The sequence below is a fragment of the Amniculibacterium aquaticum genome, from assembly GCF_003852705.1.
Classification (GTDB): Bacteria; Bacteroidota; Bacteroidia; order Flavobacteriales; family Weeksellaceae; genus Amniculibacterium; species Amniculibacterium aquaticum.
In genome coordinates, this window is record NZ_REFA01000011.1 from 16,037 (window position 1) to 32,891 (window position 16,855).

A 16,855-nucleotide genomic window follows, 5' to 3' on the forward strand; every position below is an offset into this window, starting at 1 on the left:
TTGGTTATAGTTTTATTCCTGTTCTTAGTTTTGCACTTCTCGCTCTGGAGTTGGTTTCGATTTCTTGGTTGTCCGGGATTACGGCTTTGGATTGTAACAATTCAAATGATTTTTCATAATTTCCATAAACATCTCGTGTAGGCTCGCCTTCGAACATGCCGTTTTTCAAAAATCGTTTTACCAATCGGTCTTCAAGCGAATGGTAGGAAATCACCACCAATCTGCCGTTTGGTTTTAGGATTTTATACGCTTGTTGTAGCATTTCTTTCAACACTTCCAATTCTTGGTTCACCTCAATTCTGATGGCTTGAAAGACTTGTGCAAAAAATTTATTTTGTTTGTGAGCAGGGATGTAACTGAATACTTTTTTCAGATCGTCCGTGGTCTCAATACTTTTATTTTTTCTGTGATGAACGATTTCTCTAGCCAGTTTTCTCGCTTCTCTCAGTTCTCCATAATAGTAGAATAAGTCGGCCAGTTGCTCTTCTTCATAGTCGTTTACCACTCTTTTGGCATCCAATCCTTGCATGACATTCATCCTCATGTCCAGAGGGGCGTTATTTCGGATGGAAAAACCTCTTTCAGCTTCATCAAACTGATGGGACGAAACACCCAAATCGGCCAAAATACCATCAACCTGAACATGTCCATACATCAAAAGAGAATTTTCTAAAAACCTGAAATTTTGATTCACCAGAGTAAATCTGGGATCGTCGATGGCGTTGTTCAAGGCATCCAAATCTTGGTCGAAAGAAAATAATTTTCCTTTGTCCGATAATCTTTTTAGGATCTCTCTAGAGTGACCACCACCACCAAAAGTACAATCCACATAGACGCCGTTTGGGTCGGTGACTAAATCATCGACGCTTTTCATAAGCAAAACCGGGTTGTGATAGGTTGTGTCCAAAATGTATTGTTTTTAGTTAGGATTGTAAATTATGATAGTTCAAGGTTTAGTTTTCTCCAAAGTCAACTTTACCCATAACCTCCTCCGCCAAAGTGGCAAAATCGGCTTCCGATTCATTCATGAATGCTTCGTAGTATTCTTTATTCCAAATTTCAAAAATTTCACCAGCTCCACAGATCACTACTTCTTTGCTGAGTTCTGCAAAACCTTTCAGGTCTTTAGGAATTTGAATTCGATCCGAAGAATCCAAGTCTATGTTTTTCACTCCAGCCGTAAACTTGCGGATGAAGTCCGTGTTTGCCTTGACAAATCGATTGAGATGCGCTATTTTTGACATCATTTTTGTCCAAGGCTCATTTGGATAAACTTCCAAACAATTTTGATGCAAAGAGCGCTTGATCACAAAAGACTTATCCTCTGTGATTTTCAGCAACTTCACCAACGACGAAGGGAGTTTTAACCTTCCTTTATCGTCTATTTTGCACTCATATGTCTCGTAGAAATTCATCATTTGTGACAAAATTAGATATTTATTTCTATAAGTCTCCCACTTTGTCCCACTTTTTGACTTAATGTTGATAAGTTTTCGAAATAATTTTAATCTCAAAATCGAGCTTACAGCTGTTCTGAGCCATAAATAGAGACTTTTAACACTTGTCAATTCATAAGAGGACAGACCGGGTTTTATGAGAAATAAATTGGATAATTTAATCTTGTTTTTGTAAAACCTACTTGGGTTTTGGTAGAACGAATACTTGGTTTTAATTTTCTAATTTTGCAAAAAATAAAATCTTTATGCTTGAGGATAAAAACATGATAAAAACACCAATTTCTGCCTTGGGAGAATTTGGATTAATAAAACATCTTACACAGAGTTTTGAAATAAAAAACCCAACAACAAAAACCTCTATAGGCGATGATTGTGCAGTTATAGATCCAGACAGAAAAAAAATGGTGGTAACTACCGATTGTTTGGCAGAGGGTGTACATTTTAATCTGGGTTATGTACCTCTGAAACATTTGGGTTATAAAGCGGTGGTGGTAAATTTAAGCGATGTCGCTGCAATGAATGTGAAACCTTCACAAATTTTGGTTTCTATCGCAGTTTCCAATCGTTTTCCGGTAGAAGCTTTGGACGAAATCTATGCCGGGATTAAACTGGCTTGTGATCGATATCAAGTTGATTTGGTGGGCGGTGACACAACCAGCTCCAATGCGGGATTGGTGATCAACATCACTGCAATTGGTATGGAAGTAGAAGAGGAAATCGTAAGAAGATCCGGAGCCAAACCCAACGATCTTCTTGTAGTAACGGGTGATCTGGGTGGAGCCTATCTCGGACTTCAAATTTTGGAAAGAGAGCACGCCGTTTTCTTGGCCAATCCAAACATGCAACCCGAAATGGAAGGCTACGATTATATTTTAGAACGACAACTAAAGCCGGAAGCCAGAACGGATGTGAAAAATATTTTGAAAGAATTGGGAATAACACCAACATCCATGATTGATGTCTCCGACGGGTTGGCTTCTGAAGTTCTGCATCTTTCGGATCAGTCCAAAGTGGGTTTCCGTTTGTACGAAGAAAAATTGCCCATGGATTCTCTAACTGTAACTACGGCAGAAGAGTTTAACCTTAATCCTGTGGTTTGTGCCATGAACGGTGGAGAAGATTATGAATTGCTGATGACCATTGCACCATCGGATTTTGAAAAAATAAAAAACCATCCGGATTTCAGCATCATTGGACATGCCGTAGATGCGGAGCAGGGCAACTTTTTGGTGCTTAGAGGAAGCAACGAACTGTCTCAGATTACCGCACAAGGATGGGATGCTTTCTTGAATAGATCATAGAAAAAATTTCTACAATTAATAAAATAGGCTACTCAAAAAAAGTAGCCTATTTTTATGTTTAATTAAAAATTAACTTCATGTACCTCTTTTCCTCTTTGGAAAGTCATGGTTTTCTGATTGCCTTTGTAGGCGATGTTCACGATGTTAATCTGCTTTGGAAATGCATTTAGCAAAATGGAATTTTTTATCCTTAGCGTTGAAATATCACTCACATCTTTGGCTTCATAGTACACCCAAACCGACTCTCCATTGACTTGACTGCCCGTAAAGGTTAGGTTTTTTGAGCTTCCGTTGATGCTCACTGCAATATTGTTGTTTACATATTTTTTTACTTCGGCATCAAATGCTGCGGTATTCGGATTTATTTTTATGGTTTCAGCAATGTGACTCGTGTTCATCTTGGTTGTGAACTTTAGGGTTTTGCTCCCTTCTACAAAATCAACTTTGGTCATGGACGAGAAAAAGTCCAATGTTGCAAAGCTTAAAATGAGAACGAAAGAAAACAGTATTCCTAAAAATGTATATTTTTTCATGATGGTATCGATGTATTATTTTTAATATTTTAGTCAAATAATATGCCAATTTAGAAATTTACATTAATTGCATATTTATCATAAAAGGCTTTGATGTGCGCAACGGCTTCATCTGCAGTATCTACAATTCTAAAAAGATTAAGGTCTTCTTCGTTAATCATTTTTTCCTTGAGAAGCGAGGTTTTGAACCAGTCGATCAGCCCGTTCCAAAAGGATGAACCTACCAAAACAATTGGGAAACGGCCAATTTTTTTGGTCTGAATGAGGGTCAATGCTTCTGAGAGCTCGTCCAAAGTCCCGAAACCACCGGGCATAACGATAAATCCCTGAGAATATTTTACAAACATTACTTTTCGCACGAAGAAATAATCAAAATCCATGGAATAGGCTTTGTCAATGTACGGGTTAAAGTGTTGTTCAAAAGGAAGTTCAATGTTCAGTCCTATGGATTTTCCATTGCCCAATTTGGCACCTTTATTTCCGGCTTCCATAATTCCAGGGCCACCACCGGTAATGACACCAAAACCGATTTGGGTTATTTTTTGTGCTATTTCTACCGCCATTTCATAGTAAGGATCTCCTTCTTTTAGTCGTGCCGATCCAAAAATGGACACACAAGGACCTATTTTTGCAAGTTTTTCGTATGCGTCAACAAATTCCGCCATCACTTTAAAAATCATCCAAGAGTCTTTGGTGATGGTTTCGTCCCAAGTTTTTTGTCTGAAACTTTCTTGTAATTTTTCGTCGATCTCTATGTGTTGAGCCGATTGTTTTTTAGTATTTCTAATTTTTGCCATGTTGTTTATTTAAAAATTTTTTCGGCCAACAGGACGGCCTCTGGTTTTCCAACATCGATCAGGTCGGCATCGTGCAAATAGCCGTGGATGTGTTCGGTAAGCATCAGATCCAGATATTCTTCCATGATGGAGAATTTTCCTGTGCGTCGGATTTTATTAAAAATTTCAGGATTCACGCAATGCACTCCACTAAAAGCCAAAGCTCGGAATCCGATGTTGTGTTCTGCCAATCGTTGTTCTCCAGTGCCCACATTCAACCAACCACGGAGTATCATTTCATCATTGAACAAGAGTTTTCTGGAGCTGTTCCTGTCCGATACGGCAAGTGTGGCGTAATCTTGTTTTTGTTGATGGTACTTTGCCAAATCAGAAATGTCGAGATTGGTCAGGATGTCGGCATTCATAATAATAAAATCTTCTCCGTGATCTAAAAAAGATCGTGCAAAGACCAATCCGCCACCGGTTTCCAAAAGATCTTTTTCGTCTGAAATCTCAATCTGAGCATTAAAATTATTGTTCTTTTTCAAAAAATCGACGATTTGCTCGCCAAAATGATGAATGTTGATCACAAAATCCTGAATGCCATACGATTGAAGATAGCGAATATTTCTTTCCAAAAGCGAAACGCCATTCACCAAAGCCAGTGCTTTTGGGTGCGAATCGGTGAAGGGCTTGAGTCTGGTGCCTTTTCCGGCTGCAAAAATCATGGCTTTCATGATGCGGACTCGTTCAGTTGAGGTTGTTCGTCGTGAGTAACGGAGATGCGGGTTTGCGGATATTTTTCCGCTACAAATCGGGCAATGCTTTCCGCTGCATATACCGAACGGTGTTGCCCACCGGTACAGCCAAAATTAATTTGCAAATTCTCAAATCCTCTGCTCAGATAATCCTCTATGTTGATGCTGACCAATTGCTGGACAAGAGCAATAAATTCCGGCATTTTGGTTTGGTTTTCCAAATAATTTTGCACCCCAATGTCTTTTCCGGTTTGCGTTTTGTATTCTTCAATTCTCCCCGGATTCAGAATACCACGACAGTCGAAGCAAAAGCCACCTCCATTACCACTTTGGTCTTGGGGATATCCCTTTTTTTTGTAGGAAAAACTGTGGATGTCGATATGCAATGTTGAGCTCATATAATTTTTTATTTAGTTAAATCTTTTATTTTGGAGGGTAAATCCAAATTTTTCAGTTGTTGTTGTATTTTTACCAGTTCTGGAAAAAAATCGGCATCCTTCCAAGTTTCCATAAAATGCACCCAGTTGATAACGCCTTGTGGAATGCTTTCTATAAAATGATTTTTTCGCTGTACCAATCCTCGAAATCCGTAAGCACCCAAAACTTGTGTAAAGCGCATGAATTGGATGCAAGGAAAGGACGCGATTAGTAATTCTTGATTTTCTTGACTGAATTTTGAACAATAATACTTGAACATTTTTTGTTTGAAATCGTCATCGAAATTGGCTTTTGCCTGATGGAGAAATGAGACTACATCATAGATCAAAGGTCCTTTCATCGCACTTTGATAGTCGATAAAATGGACTTGGTCTTTATCGTCCACCATAATATTTCTTGATTGAAAATCCCGAATCATGATTCCTGTGGGTTGCAAATTTTCAATTTTAGATGCTATTTTTTGGAATTCCATTAAAAGTTTCGACTTGTGGTACTTCAATTCCAAAACATCCACAAACATAAATTTGAAATAATTCAGATCGTGCAATATAGGGAGGCTATCGTAAGCTTGGTATTCAAAAGTTTTATGATAATCGATGTTGAATTTAGTTTTTTCTTGAAGTGTGAATAGTCGATCCAAAGTTTGTTGTACCAAGAGTTCTACCCGATCCGACTGACCTTCTTCAGCGATAATATCGGATAAGGTTTTTTTTCCCAAAAAAGTCTGAATATATGTCAACCGGTCATCAGAAATCTTGTAAACATCGGGTGTGTTGAGATTTTGTTCAGAGAATTTTTCAGTAAAATAAAAGAAAGCCTCGTTCTCTTCCCTATTTTCATTGTAGGTAATTACAAAGTTTTTTTGTCCGGTTTGGATAATAAAATTTTTCCTGGCCGATCCGCTGGCAGGCAGTTCGGTGCAATTCAGGACTTTTTGATCAATTGATTTTTCGAAAAAACGAATGATGTCTTCTTTTTGCATGGAAATAAATAAATCTAACTTTGGAAGAATGTTGGTTTTGCAACAAAAATACCACTTTGATCTTGCTAAAATACTAAAATATCGTTCATCAATCAAATTTGTTATATTTGCAGGGTATGTTCAAAGATTTCAAACCTGTACTTGTAATTCTGATTCGCTTTCTCGTCATTTATTTGGTGATGATTTTTTTGTATCAGTTGTATCTCAACCGTTACCAATTTCAACTGGTAGATCCGTTTACGGGATTCACTGCAAATGCTGTACATGGAGTTCAACAATTGTTGGGGTACAAGTCGGTTTTGCAAGATCTTCCAGGTTGGCATTCGATATTATTTGTCCTAAATGACGAGAATACCACAAGAATTGTCGAAGGCTGCAACGCCATTTCGGTGATGATCCTTTTTGTTGCTTTTATATTGGCGTTTTACAAAGGACTGAAAACTTTTGGCTTTATCGCAGTCAGTTTGCTTTTTCTAATCGCCATCAATGTTTTAAGAATTGCGGGTCTCAACATCTTGTATTTGCGTTGGCCACAATATATTAAGATTGGTCACGACTATGTTTTCCCTGCCATCATCTACGGAAGTATTGTGGTATTGTGGTTGGTTTGGATAAAATTATTTGTTCAACGAGATGAAAATTCTTAATTATTTCTTTGTCTTCATTGGACTCGCAGGGTTGGTAGGAGTGCGGATTTTGGAAGAAAATCTGTTTTACGATCCTTTTCTGGCGTATTTTCACGATGCCAATGAAAACGCTTCTTTTCCTAATTTTGAATGGGGAAGTTTAGCGCTTAATTATCTTTTTCGTTTCGGATTGAATGTGATATTCTCGCTGCTTATCGTTCATTTTTTGTTCAGAAAAATACAATGGACCGTCCAAGCCTTAGTCATGATGGGACTGGTTTTTGTCGTCACTTTTCCGGCGTACCTTTTGTGTATAAACGATCGGTTTGAGGTAGGGTATTTGTTTTCTTTCTACATGAGAAGGTTTGTTATACAACCTCTTATCGTGTTGCTGATAGTCCCGTTGTTTTACTACAGAAAATCTCAGTTAAAAAATTAGTGTTTGTCCTTAAACTCCTGATTGGGTTGTTCTACAAACATTTCGTGCATCAATTTACTAACTTCTTCGGCTTTTAAAGGATTGTCGATGATGTATTTAGCAAATCGGTTTGTAATTTTTTGAATGATTTTATCAGAAAGAGCCATGTCGTCCACTTCTATATATTTGTGTTTTTTGTGGATGTTGTGCATTTCGTGTTGCTCCATTTTTTTCAAAACCGATTTGAAACGGTTGATTTTTGGTGCCATTTTTCTCTTTTTTTCCCAATCCGAAAAATCTTTAGTCATCTCTTTGATGATGGCTATTGCCTTTGGAACCTCTTTCTGTCTTTGTTGCATGGTCTCGTTGATTTTGTTGGAAAGGATATCCACATCCACCAATTCGACCAATTCTTTGTCGCCAATCATTTTATCCACATTATTCGGAATGGACAAATCGATGACCAACATCTCTTTGCCTTCTGGGATGTGGTTGTTCTTTACAATGGCTTTGCTGGCTCCGGTTGCAACAATTAGGATGTCGGTTTTCAGCAATTCTTCTTGGAAAAACTCGTACGGGACATGAGGGATGCAATATTTTTCAGCAATTTTTTCAGCAAATTCCAAAGTTCGGTTCATCACTTTTACTTTGGGTTTGTGGACATGCTTTACCAAATTTTCCACCGTATTTTGTCCAATCTCACCAACTCCCAACAAAAGAATGTTTTTGTCGGACAATTGTTTTTTAGAATTCAAGATGTAGTGCACCGCAGCATACGATACCGAAGCGGCTCCGTTGGAAATTCCGGTTTCGGTTTTCACTTTTTTAGAAATCTGTATCGCCGAGTTGATCACCCTTTCCATATAAGGATTTGGGTAAAGTCGTTCTTTTTTGAAACGAGCGTAGGCTTTTTTGATCTGACCAATAATTTCGAAATCGCCTAAAATTTGACTTTCAAGACCTGCGGAAACTCGGAAAAGATGGTTTAGGGCATCTTCTCTTTGGTAAATGTTGACATACTGTATAAATTCCGAAAGCTGAACGCCAATGATGTTGCAATACTCTTCGGCAATCAACAAATAATTATTGGTAGTTGTGTAGATTTCTGTACGGTTGCAAGTCGATACCACAAAAGCATCGCCCAACGATTTTTCATGAAGGTTTTGCACAAAATTTTTAACATTCTCATCAAAAAATGCAAACTTACCACGAATGGCTGCATCGGCTTTTTCGTAGCTGATGGAAAGTACTGCAAATTTTGAGGTTTGATGTATAAAATTATCTTGTGGCATAAACGGTTGCAAATTTACAACATTAAAACGAGAATACAGATATTCGACAGCTGATGGATATCAGACAAAACAATCGTAAAAAGAAAGTGAGATAGAAGAATTTACATCATAAAAAAGGGGATTATTGATATAAATTTAATAAAATTTTAACCAAATATTTTGTTTTTCAAATTTTTAGAATGATTCTAAATTTATATCTTTGTAAATTCAAAACTAAGAAAGAAAATGGGTTTATTTGATATGTTTACGCAAGAAATTGCAATAGATTTAGGGACTGCCAATACATTAATTATACATAATAACAAGATTGTTGTCGACCAACCTTCCATCGTAGCCATCGAAAGAATGTCTGGGAAACCCATTGCAGTGGGAGAGCAGGCAAAACACATGCAAGGAAAAACGCACGAAGACATCCGTACCATTCGTCCGTTGAAAGACGGTGTGATTGCCGACTTCCAAGCTTCTGAGCACATGATTAAGGAGTTCATCAAGAAGATACCGGGCATCAAAGGAAAGCTCATTCAGCCGGCTCTTAGAATTGTGATTTGTATCCCTTCTGGAATTACAGAAGTGGAGAAAAGAGCGGTAAGAGATTCTGCACAAAAAGTAAATGCAAAAGAAGTTCGTTTGATCTACGAACCAATGGCAGCTGCAATCGGTGTGGGTATCGATGTACAAAAGCCCGAAGGTAACATGATTATCGACATAGGTGGTGGTACTACCGAAATTGCCGTAATCGCTTTAGGAGGTATCGTTTGTGATAAATCTGTGAAAATTGCAGGTGATGTTTTCACGGGAGATATTGCATATTATCTAAGAACTCATCATAATCTATACATAGGAGAAAGAACCGCCGAGAGAATTAAAATTGAAATCGGTTCTGCCGTTGAAGAATTGGATATGCCAATCGATGACATCCCGGTTCAGGGTAGAGATTTGATTACCGGTAAGCCAAAAGAAATTATGGTGAACTATAAAGAAGTTGCAAAAGCTTTGGACAAATCCATCATTCGAATAGAAGATGCGGTTATGGAGACCCTATCATTGACTCCACCAGAATTAGCAGCAGATATTTATAAAACAGGAATCTATCTTGCAGGTGGCGGTGCTTTACTTAGAGGTTTGGCAGACAGAATTCATCGTAAAACAGGACTTCCGGTATTTGTCGCTGAAGATCCATTGAGAGCCGTGGTAAGAGGTACCGGTATTGCTCTAAAAAACATGGATAAATTCAACTTTTTGATTAAATAATTTTTTTTCGAACTTAAAATAAGTATTTACTTTGGGCTTTTTGTTGAGGGTGTTTTCCAAGAACAGTTTCTTCATGTTCTTCTTATTGTTACAATTGCTCGCTATAGTACTTATCTTTAGCCGCAACAGCATGCAGCAATCTTGGATGGCTGCACAAACGGCTGCATTCAATTCTTGGGTTTCCGGTTATATTGATGAAGGTGCTTCGTATTTGAAGCTGAAACAAGTCAATGAAGAATTGGTAGCACAAAACAAACAGTTGATGCAAGAATTGTACGGAAAGCAGACGGCAAAAACACCCGTTTTTAAAAAAGTTCACGACACCATTGGAGGCGGACAAATTTATACTTTTGTTGATGGAGATGTCATCTTTAACAGCATCAACAGAAAAGACAATTATTTTACCATCAACCGAGGTAAAGTTCAAGGAGTATTTCCAAAAATGGGCGTTATCGCACCTAACGGAATTGCCGGAATTGTGGTGAACACTACCGATCATTATGCCCTTGTACAATCGGTGCTCAGTGTCCATAAAATCAGGATTTCTGCAGCACTAAAAAATTCAGGATATTTCGGAACCCTCACTTGGGACGGCGAAGATTCCAGAACCATGCACTTGGCAGATGTGCCCAAATATGTCTCACTGAAAGTGGGAGATACGGTAGTTACGGCTGGTAAATCGGCCATTTTCCCAATGGGAGTTATGGTTGGAAAAGTTGCCGGTTATCAAGTGGATAGCAAAACCGGGTTTTGGAACATCAGTGTTGAATTGAACGAAAAAATGGGTAAATTGTCAAAAGTTTTTGTAGTTAAAAATCTGAAAAAAGCAGAAGTACAAAAAATTCAAGATACGCTGAGTGTACAAATTAAAAAAGACAAAGATTTACAATGATAACAAAAAGTCTATTCACCGATATTCTGATGATTGCTTTGCTGATTGCTCTGCAGATTTTTGTGCTGAATAGAATTGTTATTATGGGGAAATACACTCCTGTGTTGTATCCCATTTTTGTGATGTTTTATCCTTTTTTTAGGAACAAATTTCAATTTCTAGGGCTTAGTTTTTTATTGGGTTTGGGGGTTGATGCTTTTTTGGGAACTTGGGGAATCAATGCGTTTTCAACCTGTGTAATTGCCTATTTTAGGACGATGATTTTCCGTTCTTCAACCGATACATCGACCGATTTTTTCTCTTTTGATTCCCTCATGTGGTCTCAGTTTTTAGGTTATATTTTTTCTAGCATTTGGTTGCATCAATTTTTTGTTCAATACCTAGAATTTTTTAAATTTAACTTCAAAATTTTAGAAATTCTTCTTAACATTAGCGTTACTGCCGTTATTTCATTTATATTTATACTGCTGTATGCATTAATGTTTAGAGTTAAACAAAAAGTGTGAAACCTCAATTTTATAAAATATCCATCGTTCTTATTGTACTTGCCGCAATATTTGTCGCAAGGCTTTCGTATCTTCAACTGTTTACCGATCGTTATGCGCTGAATGCAGCCAATACCTCCATCAAAACCGAATACATCATCCCACAACGAGGTGTAATTTTCGATCGTAATGGTAAAATTTTGGTGGGCAACCAGCCTTCTTTTGAGATTTCCTACACCGATGCTTTGATGAAACCCGACTTCGACACTTTGGATTTCTGTAATTTGCTCAGAATTTCTAAAAGCGATTTCATCAACACCATTGATAAAATTAAGAAGGAAAAATACTATTCCAAGCTAACCCCGATGACTTTTATGAAGAACATCAGTAGGGAAGAAATCGCCAGGATTCAGGAAATTATTTTCAAATATCCCGCATTTAGTATTATTTCCAGACCTCAAAGGCAGTACAATGTGAGTACATCCGGTAATCTTTTGGGATACACCAACGAGGTGAACGAAAGGGACATCAAGAAAGACTCGCTTTATTATTTACCCGGAGATAACATCGGAAAATCGGGGGTTGAAAAATCCTATGAAAAGCAACTTCGAGGAATTAAAGGCATACAATATATTCAGAAGGATATTAAGCTAAGAAGCGTAGGTCCGTACAAAGAAGGGCGCTTGGATAAAGATGTGGTTACCGGTCAGGATCTTACCCTTACCATCGACTACGATCTGCAAAAAATGGCCGAAGAAATGTTGGTCAACAAACACGGTGCAATTGTAGCTTTGGATCCCAATACCGGAGAGATTTTGGTTTTAGCAACCGGTCCAGATATTGATCCGGCTTTGTTTACAGGACCAGAAAAATCAAGAAATTTGTACAAATTGGCGAAAGATACTTTGTACGAAAACCAACCGACTTTTGACAGATCCATACAAGCCGCTTACCCTCCAGGATCTACTTTTAAATTATTAACAGCGCTTGCAGCATTGCAAATGGGGGTTATGGACGAAAAAACCATTTTCCCTTGTGGCCGAGGATTTTTCTATCGAGGATTGACCATCAAAGGACATGGAGGTGCCGATCCTTTGGTGCCTTCTATTCAGGTTTCTAGTAATTGTTATTTTTCTCATGCATTCATCAATATCATGAACAAATATCCTGGAAATCCGACCAAGGGTGTTAATGAATGGAAAGACATCATGGAAAGTTTTGGCTTGAACAAATACTTAGACAACGACTTGGCAACCGGTGCCAAAGGCAAAATCCCAAGCGGCGAATTTTACGAGAAAAGAAGCCGCGGGAAAAAAAATTGGACTTCGGATTATACCATGAACGGGTCTATTTTTAACGGGATGGGACAAGGAGATGTGCTTTTAACACCTCTTCAGATTGCAAATTTTACGGCAGCCATAGCCAATAACGGATGGTACTATACCCCGCATATTGTGAAGTATGTGGACGGAAAACCCAATCCGGATCCTCGTTTCAAAAATAAACACTATACCAAAGTTCAAAATAAACATTTTTATGATCTTGTAAAACAAGGGATGGAAGCCGTAATGCTTCGTGGTACGGGTGCTAGCCTTAGAAGCACTGAGTTTACCCAAATGGCAAAAACCGGAACGGCACAGGTACCTCAAGGTAAGGACAATTCCATTTTCACATTAATTGCTCCAGCCGATAAACCTAAAATTGTTGTCGCTGCAGTTATGGAACATGCTGGCTTTGGTGCGACTTGGGCTGGACCGGCTTGTACGACGATTGCTGAGAAGTACATCACCGGAACGCTGAAAAGAGAAAACCTTTATAAAAAAATGACCAATGCCAGTTTCATGGGCGAGTACAAAAGGCAGTGGTATAAAAAACACGGTAAACCGGCACCAGATTCTGCAACTTTAAAACGAATTAAAGACAGTATTCGACTGGCCAATCAGGTAAAAGCCGAACTAAAAAATAAGAAAAAGAAAGACAGCTTACAGAATAAGAAAACCAACACCCCAAAAAGCAACAAACCATGAATTGGACCGAAGGAATAGATAAACTGGGACTTTCTCTCTATGCAATCCTCTGTCTTTTTGCAGTGGCGAACATTTATAGTGTTGAGCCTTCTGCCGGAATTAAACAGCTCACTTTCTTTGGAATTTCTGTCTTTATCGGTATCGTAATTTTCTTTACAAGAGCCAAATTTTTCGAAAATATGGCCGGATTGTTTTACATAGGAAGTGTCTTGCTGCTCATAGGACTTTTCCCTTTTGGCACCGAGGTTTTAGGACAAAAAAATTGGTACCGAGTTGGTGGCTTCAGTTTTCAACCGGTAGAGTTTGCCAAATTGGGGACTGCACTCATGTTGGCCAATTATGTAGCCGGACCGGATTTTAACATAAAAATTAACAAATCACTTTGGACGGCACTCATCATTATTGGAGTTCCCGCTATCGTGGTTTTGGCCATACCCGATGTGGGATCGTTGTTGGTGTTTATGGCATTTATGATCGCGCTTTATCGCGAGGGATTGAGCGGATGGTTTTTTGGTGTTATTTTTATATTTGGATTGGTCTTTCTGATAGCCTTGGGCATAGATCCCGTTTATGTCATTATCACCATTATCGGTATAGCTTTACTCTATGTGTTCATCAACCAAAATAGAATTTCTTGGAATGTCATTTCCATTTCCAGTATATTGGGTGTGGTGGTTGTGTTGTGTGGTTTGGCTTTTGCAGCGCCAAAAATTTTAGAAAAACTTCCAAAACACCAAAGAGAAAGGATAGAAGTCTTGTACAAAGGCGAGAAAATGTTCAGGGATACTTCCGGGTACAATTTGCTTTACTCCAAAACGGCAATTGGTTCTGGTGGTTTATTGGGCAAAGGTTATCGCGAAGGCTCTGTAACTCAAGGAAAATTTGTCCCAGAACAAAGCACGGATTATATTTTTTGTACCGTAGGCGAAGAGTGGGGTTTTGTAGGAAGCACCACTTTGATCTTGCTTTACGCCTTATACATCGGTAGAATCTATTATCTCTCAGAAAGACAGAAGAACATCTACAATCGTGTTTTTGGGTATTGTTTCGCCTCTATTTTACTCATGCACTTTTCCATTAATATTGGAATGGTGATGGGCCTTTTCCCAACCGTAGGGATTCCGCTCCCGTTTTTTAGTTCTGGAGGAACCTCGTTGGTGACTTTTTCTATAATGAATTTTATCTTTTTTAAATTGAATTATGCGGATAAAAACTCTTTGGTCTAGCCTGATTTTCGTTTTGATGTCTGTATCAACATTTGCTCAAAAATCCGATATTTTGAAGGTGATGAGCAATCAAAAAACCGCGTGGAATCGTGGAGATATCGAGGGCTACATGCAAGGCTATTGGAAAAACGATTCCTTGGTGTTTATTGGATCGCGAGGTACAACTTACGGGTGGAAAAATACTTTGAACAATTACAAAAAAGGATATCCCAACAAAGAAAGAATGGGCGAGCTGGATTTTACGGATATTCGCATAAAAATGCTGGGTAAAAAACATGCTTTGGTCATTGGAAAATGGAAATTGATCCGAGAAAAAGACAGCCCCAGCGGGATATTCACTTTAATTTTTGAACGCTTTCACAAAGACTGGAGAATCATTTCCGATCATACCGAATAAAAAATCCGCCTCAGTTAAAAGGCGGATTTTATTTCTATTTCAGTAGGCTTAGTTTGCTTTAGAAGCTTCTACAGATTCTTTTCTGAAATCTTTGAAAAGTTTGCTAAGTTCCAATGCTGCTTTTCTAGCTCTTGTTCCTGCAGCTTTGTTTCCTTTTTCTACTTGTTGAGACGCTTCTTTAGTGAAAGTTTCGTACTCGGCAGTAATCTTTTCGATTAGTTCTTTCATAGTTTTTTGTATTTATTATTTGAATAGGATGCAAATATAATATTTTCAACGAATGAACACCATAAAATTATCAGAAAATGCAGTGAGAATCATGGTTTTCACTACATTTTTGGTCAGAAATACTTAATTTTTTTCATTCATCAACCTAAAATTGAATTCTAAGTTGAAATCTTAAGTATCTTTGCAAACAATTGTTCAATGCAAATCCGACTAGATTCATGAGAATTTTACACCTAGAAACCTCATCTAAAAATTGTTCTGTAGCCATTTCTGAAGATCAAAAAATCCTGTGTTCTTGCGATGAAGTTTCAGAAAATTACAAACAATCCGAAAGCTTGCACACCTTTGTTCAATGGGCATTGGAAGGCGCAGAGATCGACCTTAGCAGCATTGATGCAATTGCATTAGGAATGGGACCCGGATCTTACACCGGACTCCGAATTGGGGCTTCTGCAGCCAAAGGTTTTTGTTTTGGCCTGAATGTACCACTCATCGCCATCAACTCTTTGGATTCTATGGTTGAGCCTTTTATAGGTGAAGATTTTGACCTCATCATTCCCATGGTCGATGCCCGAAGAATGGAGGTGTATTGCGGGATTTATGATGCGAAAACAGGAGCTGTTCTTGGCGCTACAGAAGCAAAAATTTTGGAAAACTCCTCATTTGATAATTTTAAAGATAAAAAAATTCTTTTTGTTGGAGATGGTGCCAAAAAAGCAGAAACCCTACTTCAATTGCCCTTTGCCAAATACAATTCAGAGGTCTATCCTTCTGCAAAATATTTGGTGAATAAAGCCACAGAAAAATTTAAAAATAAAGATTTTGAAGATGTGGCCTACTTTGAACCCTTCTATTTGAAAGATTTTCATGGACTAAAGAAAAATTAAATGAAACGCAATAGATCAGAAGAGAGCAAATACATCGACATCAACCGACAATCTTGGAACAATCGTGTTGATGCACATCTGAAGTCGGATTTTTATGACCTGGATAATTTTTTAAAAGGGAAAAATTCACTTAACGACATAGAGCTTGACTTGCTGGGCGATGTCCAAGGAAAGTCAATTTTGCATTTACAATGCCATTTCGGTCAAGATTCTATTTCGTTAGAGCGTTTGGGAGCTAGGGTTACTGGGGTCGATTTATCCGACAAAGCCATTGAAAAAGCAAAGGAGATTGCGCAAAAAGCCAATTGCAATACAAAATTTATTTGTTGTGACATTTACGATTTACCCAAGCATTTGGACGAAAAATTTGACTTCGTTTTCACAAGTTACGGGACCATAGGTTGGCTGCCCGATATGGATCGATGGGCAGAAATAGTTTCAACATTTCTAAAACCCAATGGGAAATTTGTTTTTGTTGAATTTCATCCTGTTGTGTGGATGTTTGATGATAATTTTGAGAAAGTTGGGTACAACTATTTCAATTCTGGTGCAATTGTAGAAACAGAAAATGGAACTTATGCCGATAAAAATGCCGAAATTACACAAACTTCCGTGATGTGGAACCACGGCTTAGGTGAGGTTGTAAGTGCACTAATTAAAAACGGTCTGGAAATTAACTCTTTGGAAGAGTACGACTACTCACCCTACAACTGCTTCAACAAAACAATAGAATTTGAACCCAATCGTTACAGAATTAAACATTTGGAAGACAACATTCCCCTGGTGTATTCAATAACCGCAAGTCGAAAATAATAAAAAACAATTTGATTTTTTAGAATAAAAAGTGGCTGTCAGAAAAAATTGACAGCCACTTTTTTATG

Annotated in this window: 20 protein-coding genes; 11 read left to right on the top strand and 9 right to left on the bottom strand. The window is 38.0% G+C overall.

Going from position 1 to position 16,855, the window contains the following annotated elements:
* Positions 1-4: 4 nt before the first annotated feature.
* Entirely contained in the window at positions 5-910 is a 906-nt protein-coding gene (gene rsmH, locus EIY84_RS06295) for a 16S rRNA (cytosine(1402)-N(4))-methyltransferase RsmH (RefSeq protein ID WP_124641338.1), read from the bottom strand.
* A 43-nt stretch (positions 911-953) separates the two neighbouring features.
* On the bottom strand, positions 954-1,418 hold the full coding sequence (locus tag EIY84_RS06300) for a division/cell wall cluster transcriptional repressor MraZ (RefSeq protein ID WP_124641340.1): 465 nt from the start codon (positions 1,416-1,418) through the stop codon (positions 954-956).
* 284 nt (positions 1,419-1,702) lie between these two features.
* On the opposite strand from EIY84_RS06300, the gene thiL reads away from it, so the two are divergent.
* Positions 1,703-2,758 carry a thiamine-phosphate kinase gene (thiL, locus tag EIY84_RS06305; protein WP_124641342.1) on the top strand — a complete coding sequence of 352 codons (1,056 nt, stop codon included), beginning with the start codon at positions 1,703-1,705 and terminating at the stop codon, positions 2,756-2,758.
* Between the two features lie 62 nt (positions 2,759-2,820).
* Here the strand turns inward: thiL and EIY84_RS06310 are convergent, their stop codons facing one another.
* Genes EIY84_RS06310 through EIY84_RS06330 form a run of 5 tightly spaced genes read right to left on the bottom strand, consistent with a single transcriptional unit; the run spans position 2,821 to position 6,245 of the window.
* Positions 2,821-3,291: a DUF6702 family protein gene (locus tag EIY84_RS06310; RefSeq protein WP_124641344.1), complete on the bottom strand. Its 471-nt coding sequence runs from the start codon at positions 3,289-3,291 to the stop codon at positions 2,821-2,823.
* A 50-nt stretch (positions 3,292-3,341) separates the two neighbouring features.
* The gene (locus tag EIY84_RS06315; protein ID WP_124641346.1) at positions 3,342-4,088 is read right to left on the bottom strand and encodes an LOG family protein; all 747 of its coding nucleotides are present in this window, start codon (positions 4,086-4,088) and stop codon (positions 3,342-3,344) included.
* Between the two features lie 5 nt (positions 4,089-4,093).
* Entirely contained in the window at positions 4,094-4,804 is a 711-nt protein-coding gene (locus tag EIY84_RS06320; RefSeq protein ID WP_124641348.1) for a nucleotidyltransferase family protein, read from the bottom strand.
* Positions 4,801-5,223, bottom strand: a complete 423-nt coding sequence (locus EIY84_RS06325) for a RapZ C-terminal domain-containing protein (protein ID WP_124641350.1) — start codon at positions 5,221-5,223, stop codon at positions 4,801-4,803. Before EIY84_RS06325 ends, EIY84_RS06320 begins: the two co-directional genes overlap by 4 nt.
* Positions 5,224-5,231: 8 nt before the next feature.
* Positions 5,232-6,245: an aminoglycoside phosphotransferase family protein gene (locus EIY84_RS06330; RefSeq protein WP_124641352.1), complete on the bottom strand. Its 1,014-nt coding sequence runs from the start codon at positions 6,243-6,245 to the stop codon at positions 5,232-5,234.
* 116 nt (positions 6,246-6,361) lie between these two features.
* On the opposite strand from EIY84_RS06330, the gene xrtF reads away from it, so the two are divergent.
* A complete protein-coding gene (xrtF, locus tag EIY84_RS06335; protein ID WP_124641354.1) occupies positions 6,362-6,892 on the top strand; it encodes an exosortase family protein XrtF in 531 nt (176 codons plus the stop codon).
* The gene (locus EIY84_RS06340) at positions 6,879-7,310 is read left to right on the top strand and encodes an exosortase F system-associated membrane protein (RefSeq protein ID WP_124641356.1); all 432 of its coding nucleotides are present in this window, start codon (positions 6,879-6,881) and stop codon (positions 7,308-7,310) included. The genes xrtF and EIY84_RS06340 overlap by 14 nt, the downstream gene beginning before the upstream one ends.
* Here EIY84_RS06340 and hemA read toward each other — a convergent pair.
* Positions 7,307-8,581: a glutamyl-tRNA reductase gene (gene hemA / locus EIY84_RS06345; RefSeq protein ID WP_124641358.1), complete on the bottom strand. Its 1,275-nt coding sequence runs from the start codon at positions 8,579-8,581 to the stop codon at positions 7,307-7,309. The two genes, EIY84_RS06340 and hemA, sit on opposite strands and share 4 nt — an antisense overlap.
* A 225-nt stretch (positions 8,582-8,806) precedes the next feature.
* On the opposite strand from hemA, the gene EIY84_RS06350 reads away from it, so the two are divergent.
* From EIY84_RS06350 to EIY84_RS06375, 6 genes are read left to right on the top strand one after another with little or no spacing between them, the layout of a single operon-like run.
* Positions 8,807-9,832, top strand: a complete 1,026-nt coding sequence (locus tag EIY84_RS06350; protein ID WP_124641360.1) for a rod shape-determining protein — start codon at positions 8,807-8,809, stop codon at positions 9,830-9,832.
* Positions 9,833-9,863: 31 nt separating this feature from the next.
* Positions 9,864-10,724 carry a rod shape-determining protein MreC gene (mreC, locus tag EIY84_RS06355; protein WP_124641362.1) on the top strand — a complete coding sequence of 287 codons (861 nt, stop codon included), beginning with the start codon at positions 9,864-9,866 and terminating at the stop codon, positions 10,722-10,724.
* Complete coding sequence (locus tag EIY84_RS06360; protein ID WP_124641364.1) at positions 10,721-11,230, top strand: rod shape-determining protein MreD; 510 nt, start codon at positions 10,721-10,723, stop codon at positions 11,228-11,230. The genes mreC and EIY84_RS06360 overlap by 4 nt, the downstream gene beginning before the upstream one ends.
* Positions 11,227-13,236 (top strand): penicillin-binding transpeptidase domain-containing protein, encoded by a 2,010-nt coding sequence (locus EIY84_RS06365; protein WP_124641366.1) that lies wholly within the window; start codon positions 11,227-11,229, stop codon positions 13,234-13,236. The genes EIY84_RS06360 and EIY84_RS06365 overlap by 4 nt, the downstream gene beginning before the upstream one ends.
* Entirely contained in the window at positions 13,233-14,462 is a 1,230-nt protein-coding gene (gene rodA / locus EIY84_RS06370; protein WP_124641368.1) for a rod shape-determining protein RodA, read from the top strand. Before EIY84_RS06365 ends, rodA begins: the two co-directional genes overlap by 4 nt.
* Positions 14,463-14,478: 16 nt before the next feature.
* Entirely contained in the window at positions 14,479-14,859 is a 381-nt protein-coding gene (locus tag EIY84_RS06375) for a YybH family protein (protein ID WP_206428194.1), read from the top strand.
* A gap of 48 nt (positions 14,860-14,907) precedes the next feature.
* On the opposite strand, the gene EIY84_RS06380 is transcribed toward EIY84_RS06375, so the two are convergent.
* Complete coding sequence (locus tag EIY84_RS06380) at positions 14,908-15,087, bottom strand: histone H1 (protein WP_124641371.1); 180 nt, start codon at positions 15,085-15,087, stop codon at positions 14,908-14,910.
* Positions 15,088-15,305: 218 nt separating this feature from the next.
* Between EIY84_RS06380 and tsaB the strand changes: the two genes are divergently transcribed.
* Entirely contained in the window at positions 15,306-15,974 is a 669-nt protein-coding gene (tsaB, locus tag EIY84_RS06385; RefSeq protein ID WP_124641373.1) for a tRNA (adenosine(37)-N6)-threonylcarbamoyltransferase complex dimerization subunit type 1 TsaB, read from the top strand.
* Positions 15,975-16,787 (top strand): class I SAM-dependent methyltransferase, encoded by an 813-nt coding sequence (locus tag EIY84_RS06390; protein WP_124641375.1) that lies wholly within the window; start codon positions 15,975-15,977, stop codon positions 16,785-16,787.
* The last annotated feature ends 68 nt before the right edge of the window (positions 16,788-16,855 follow it).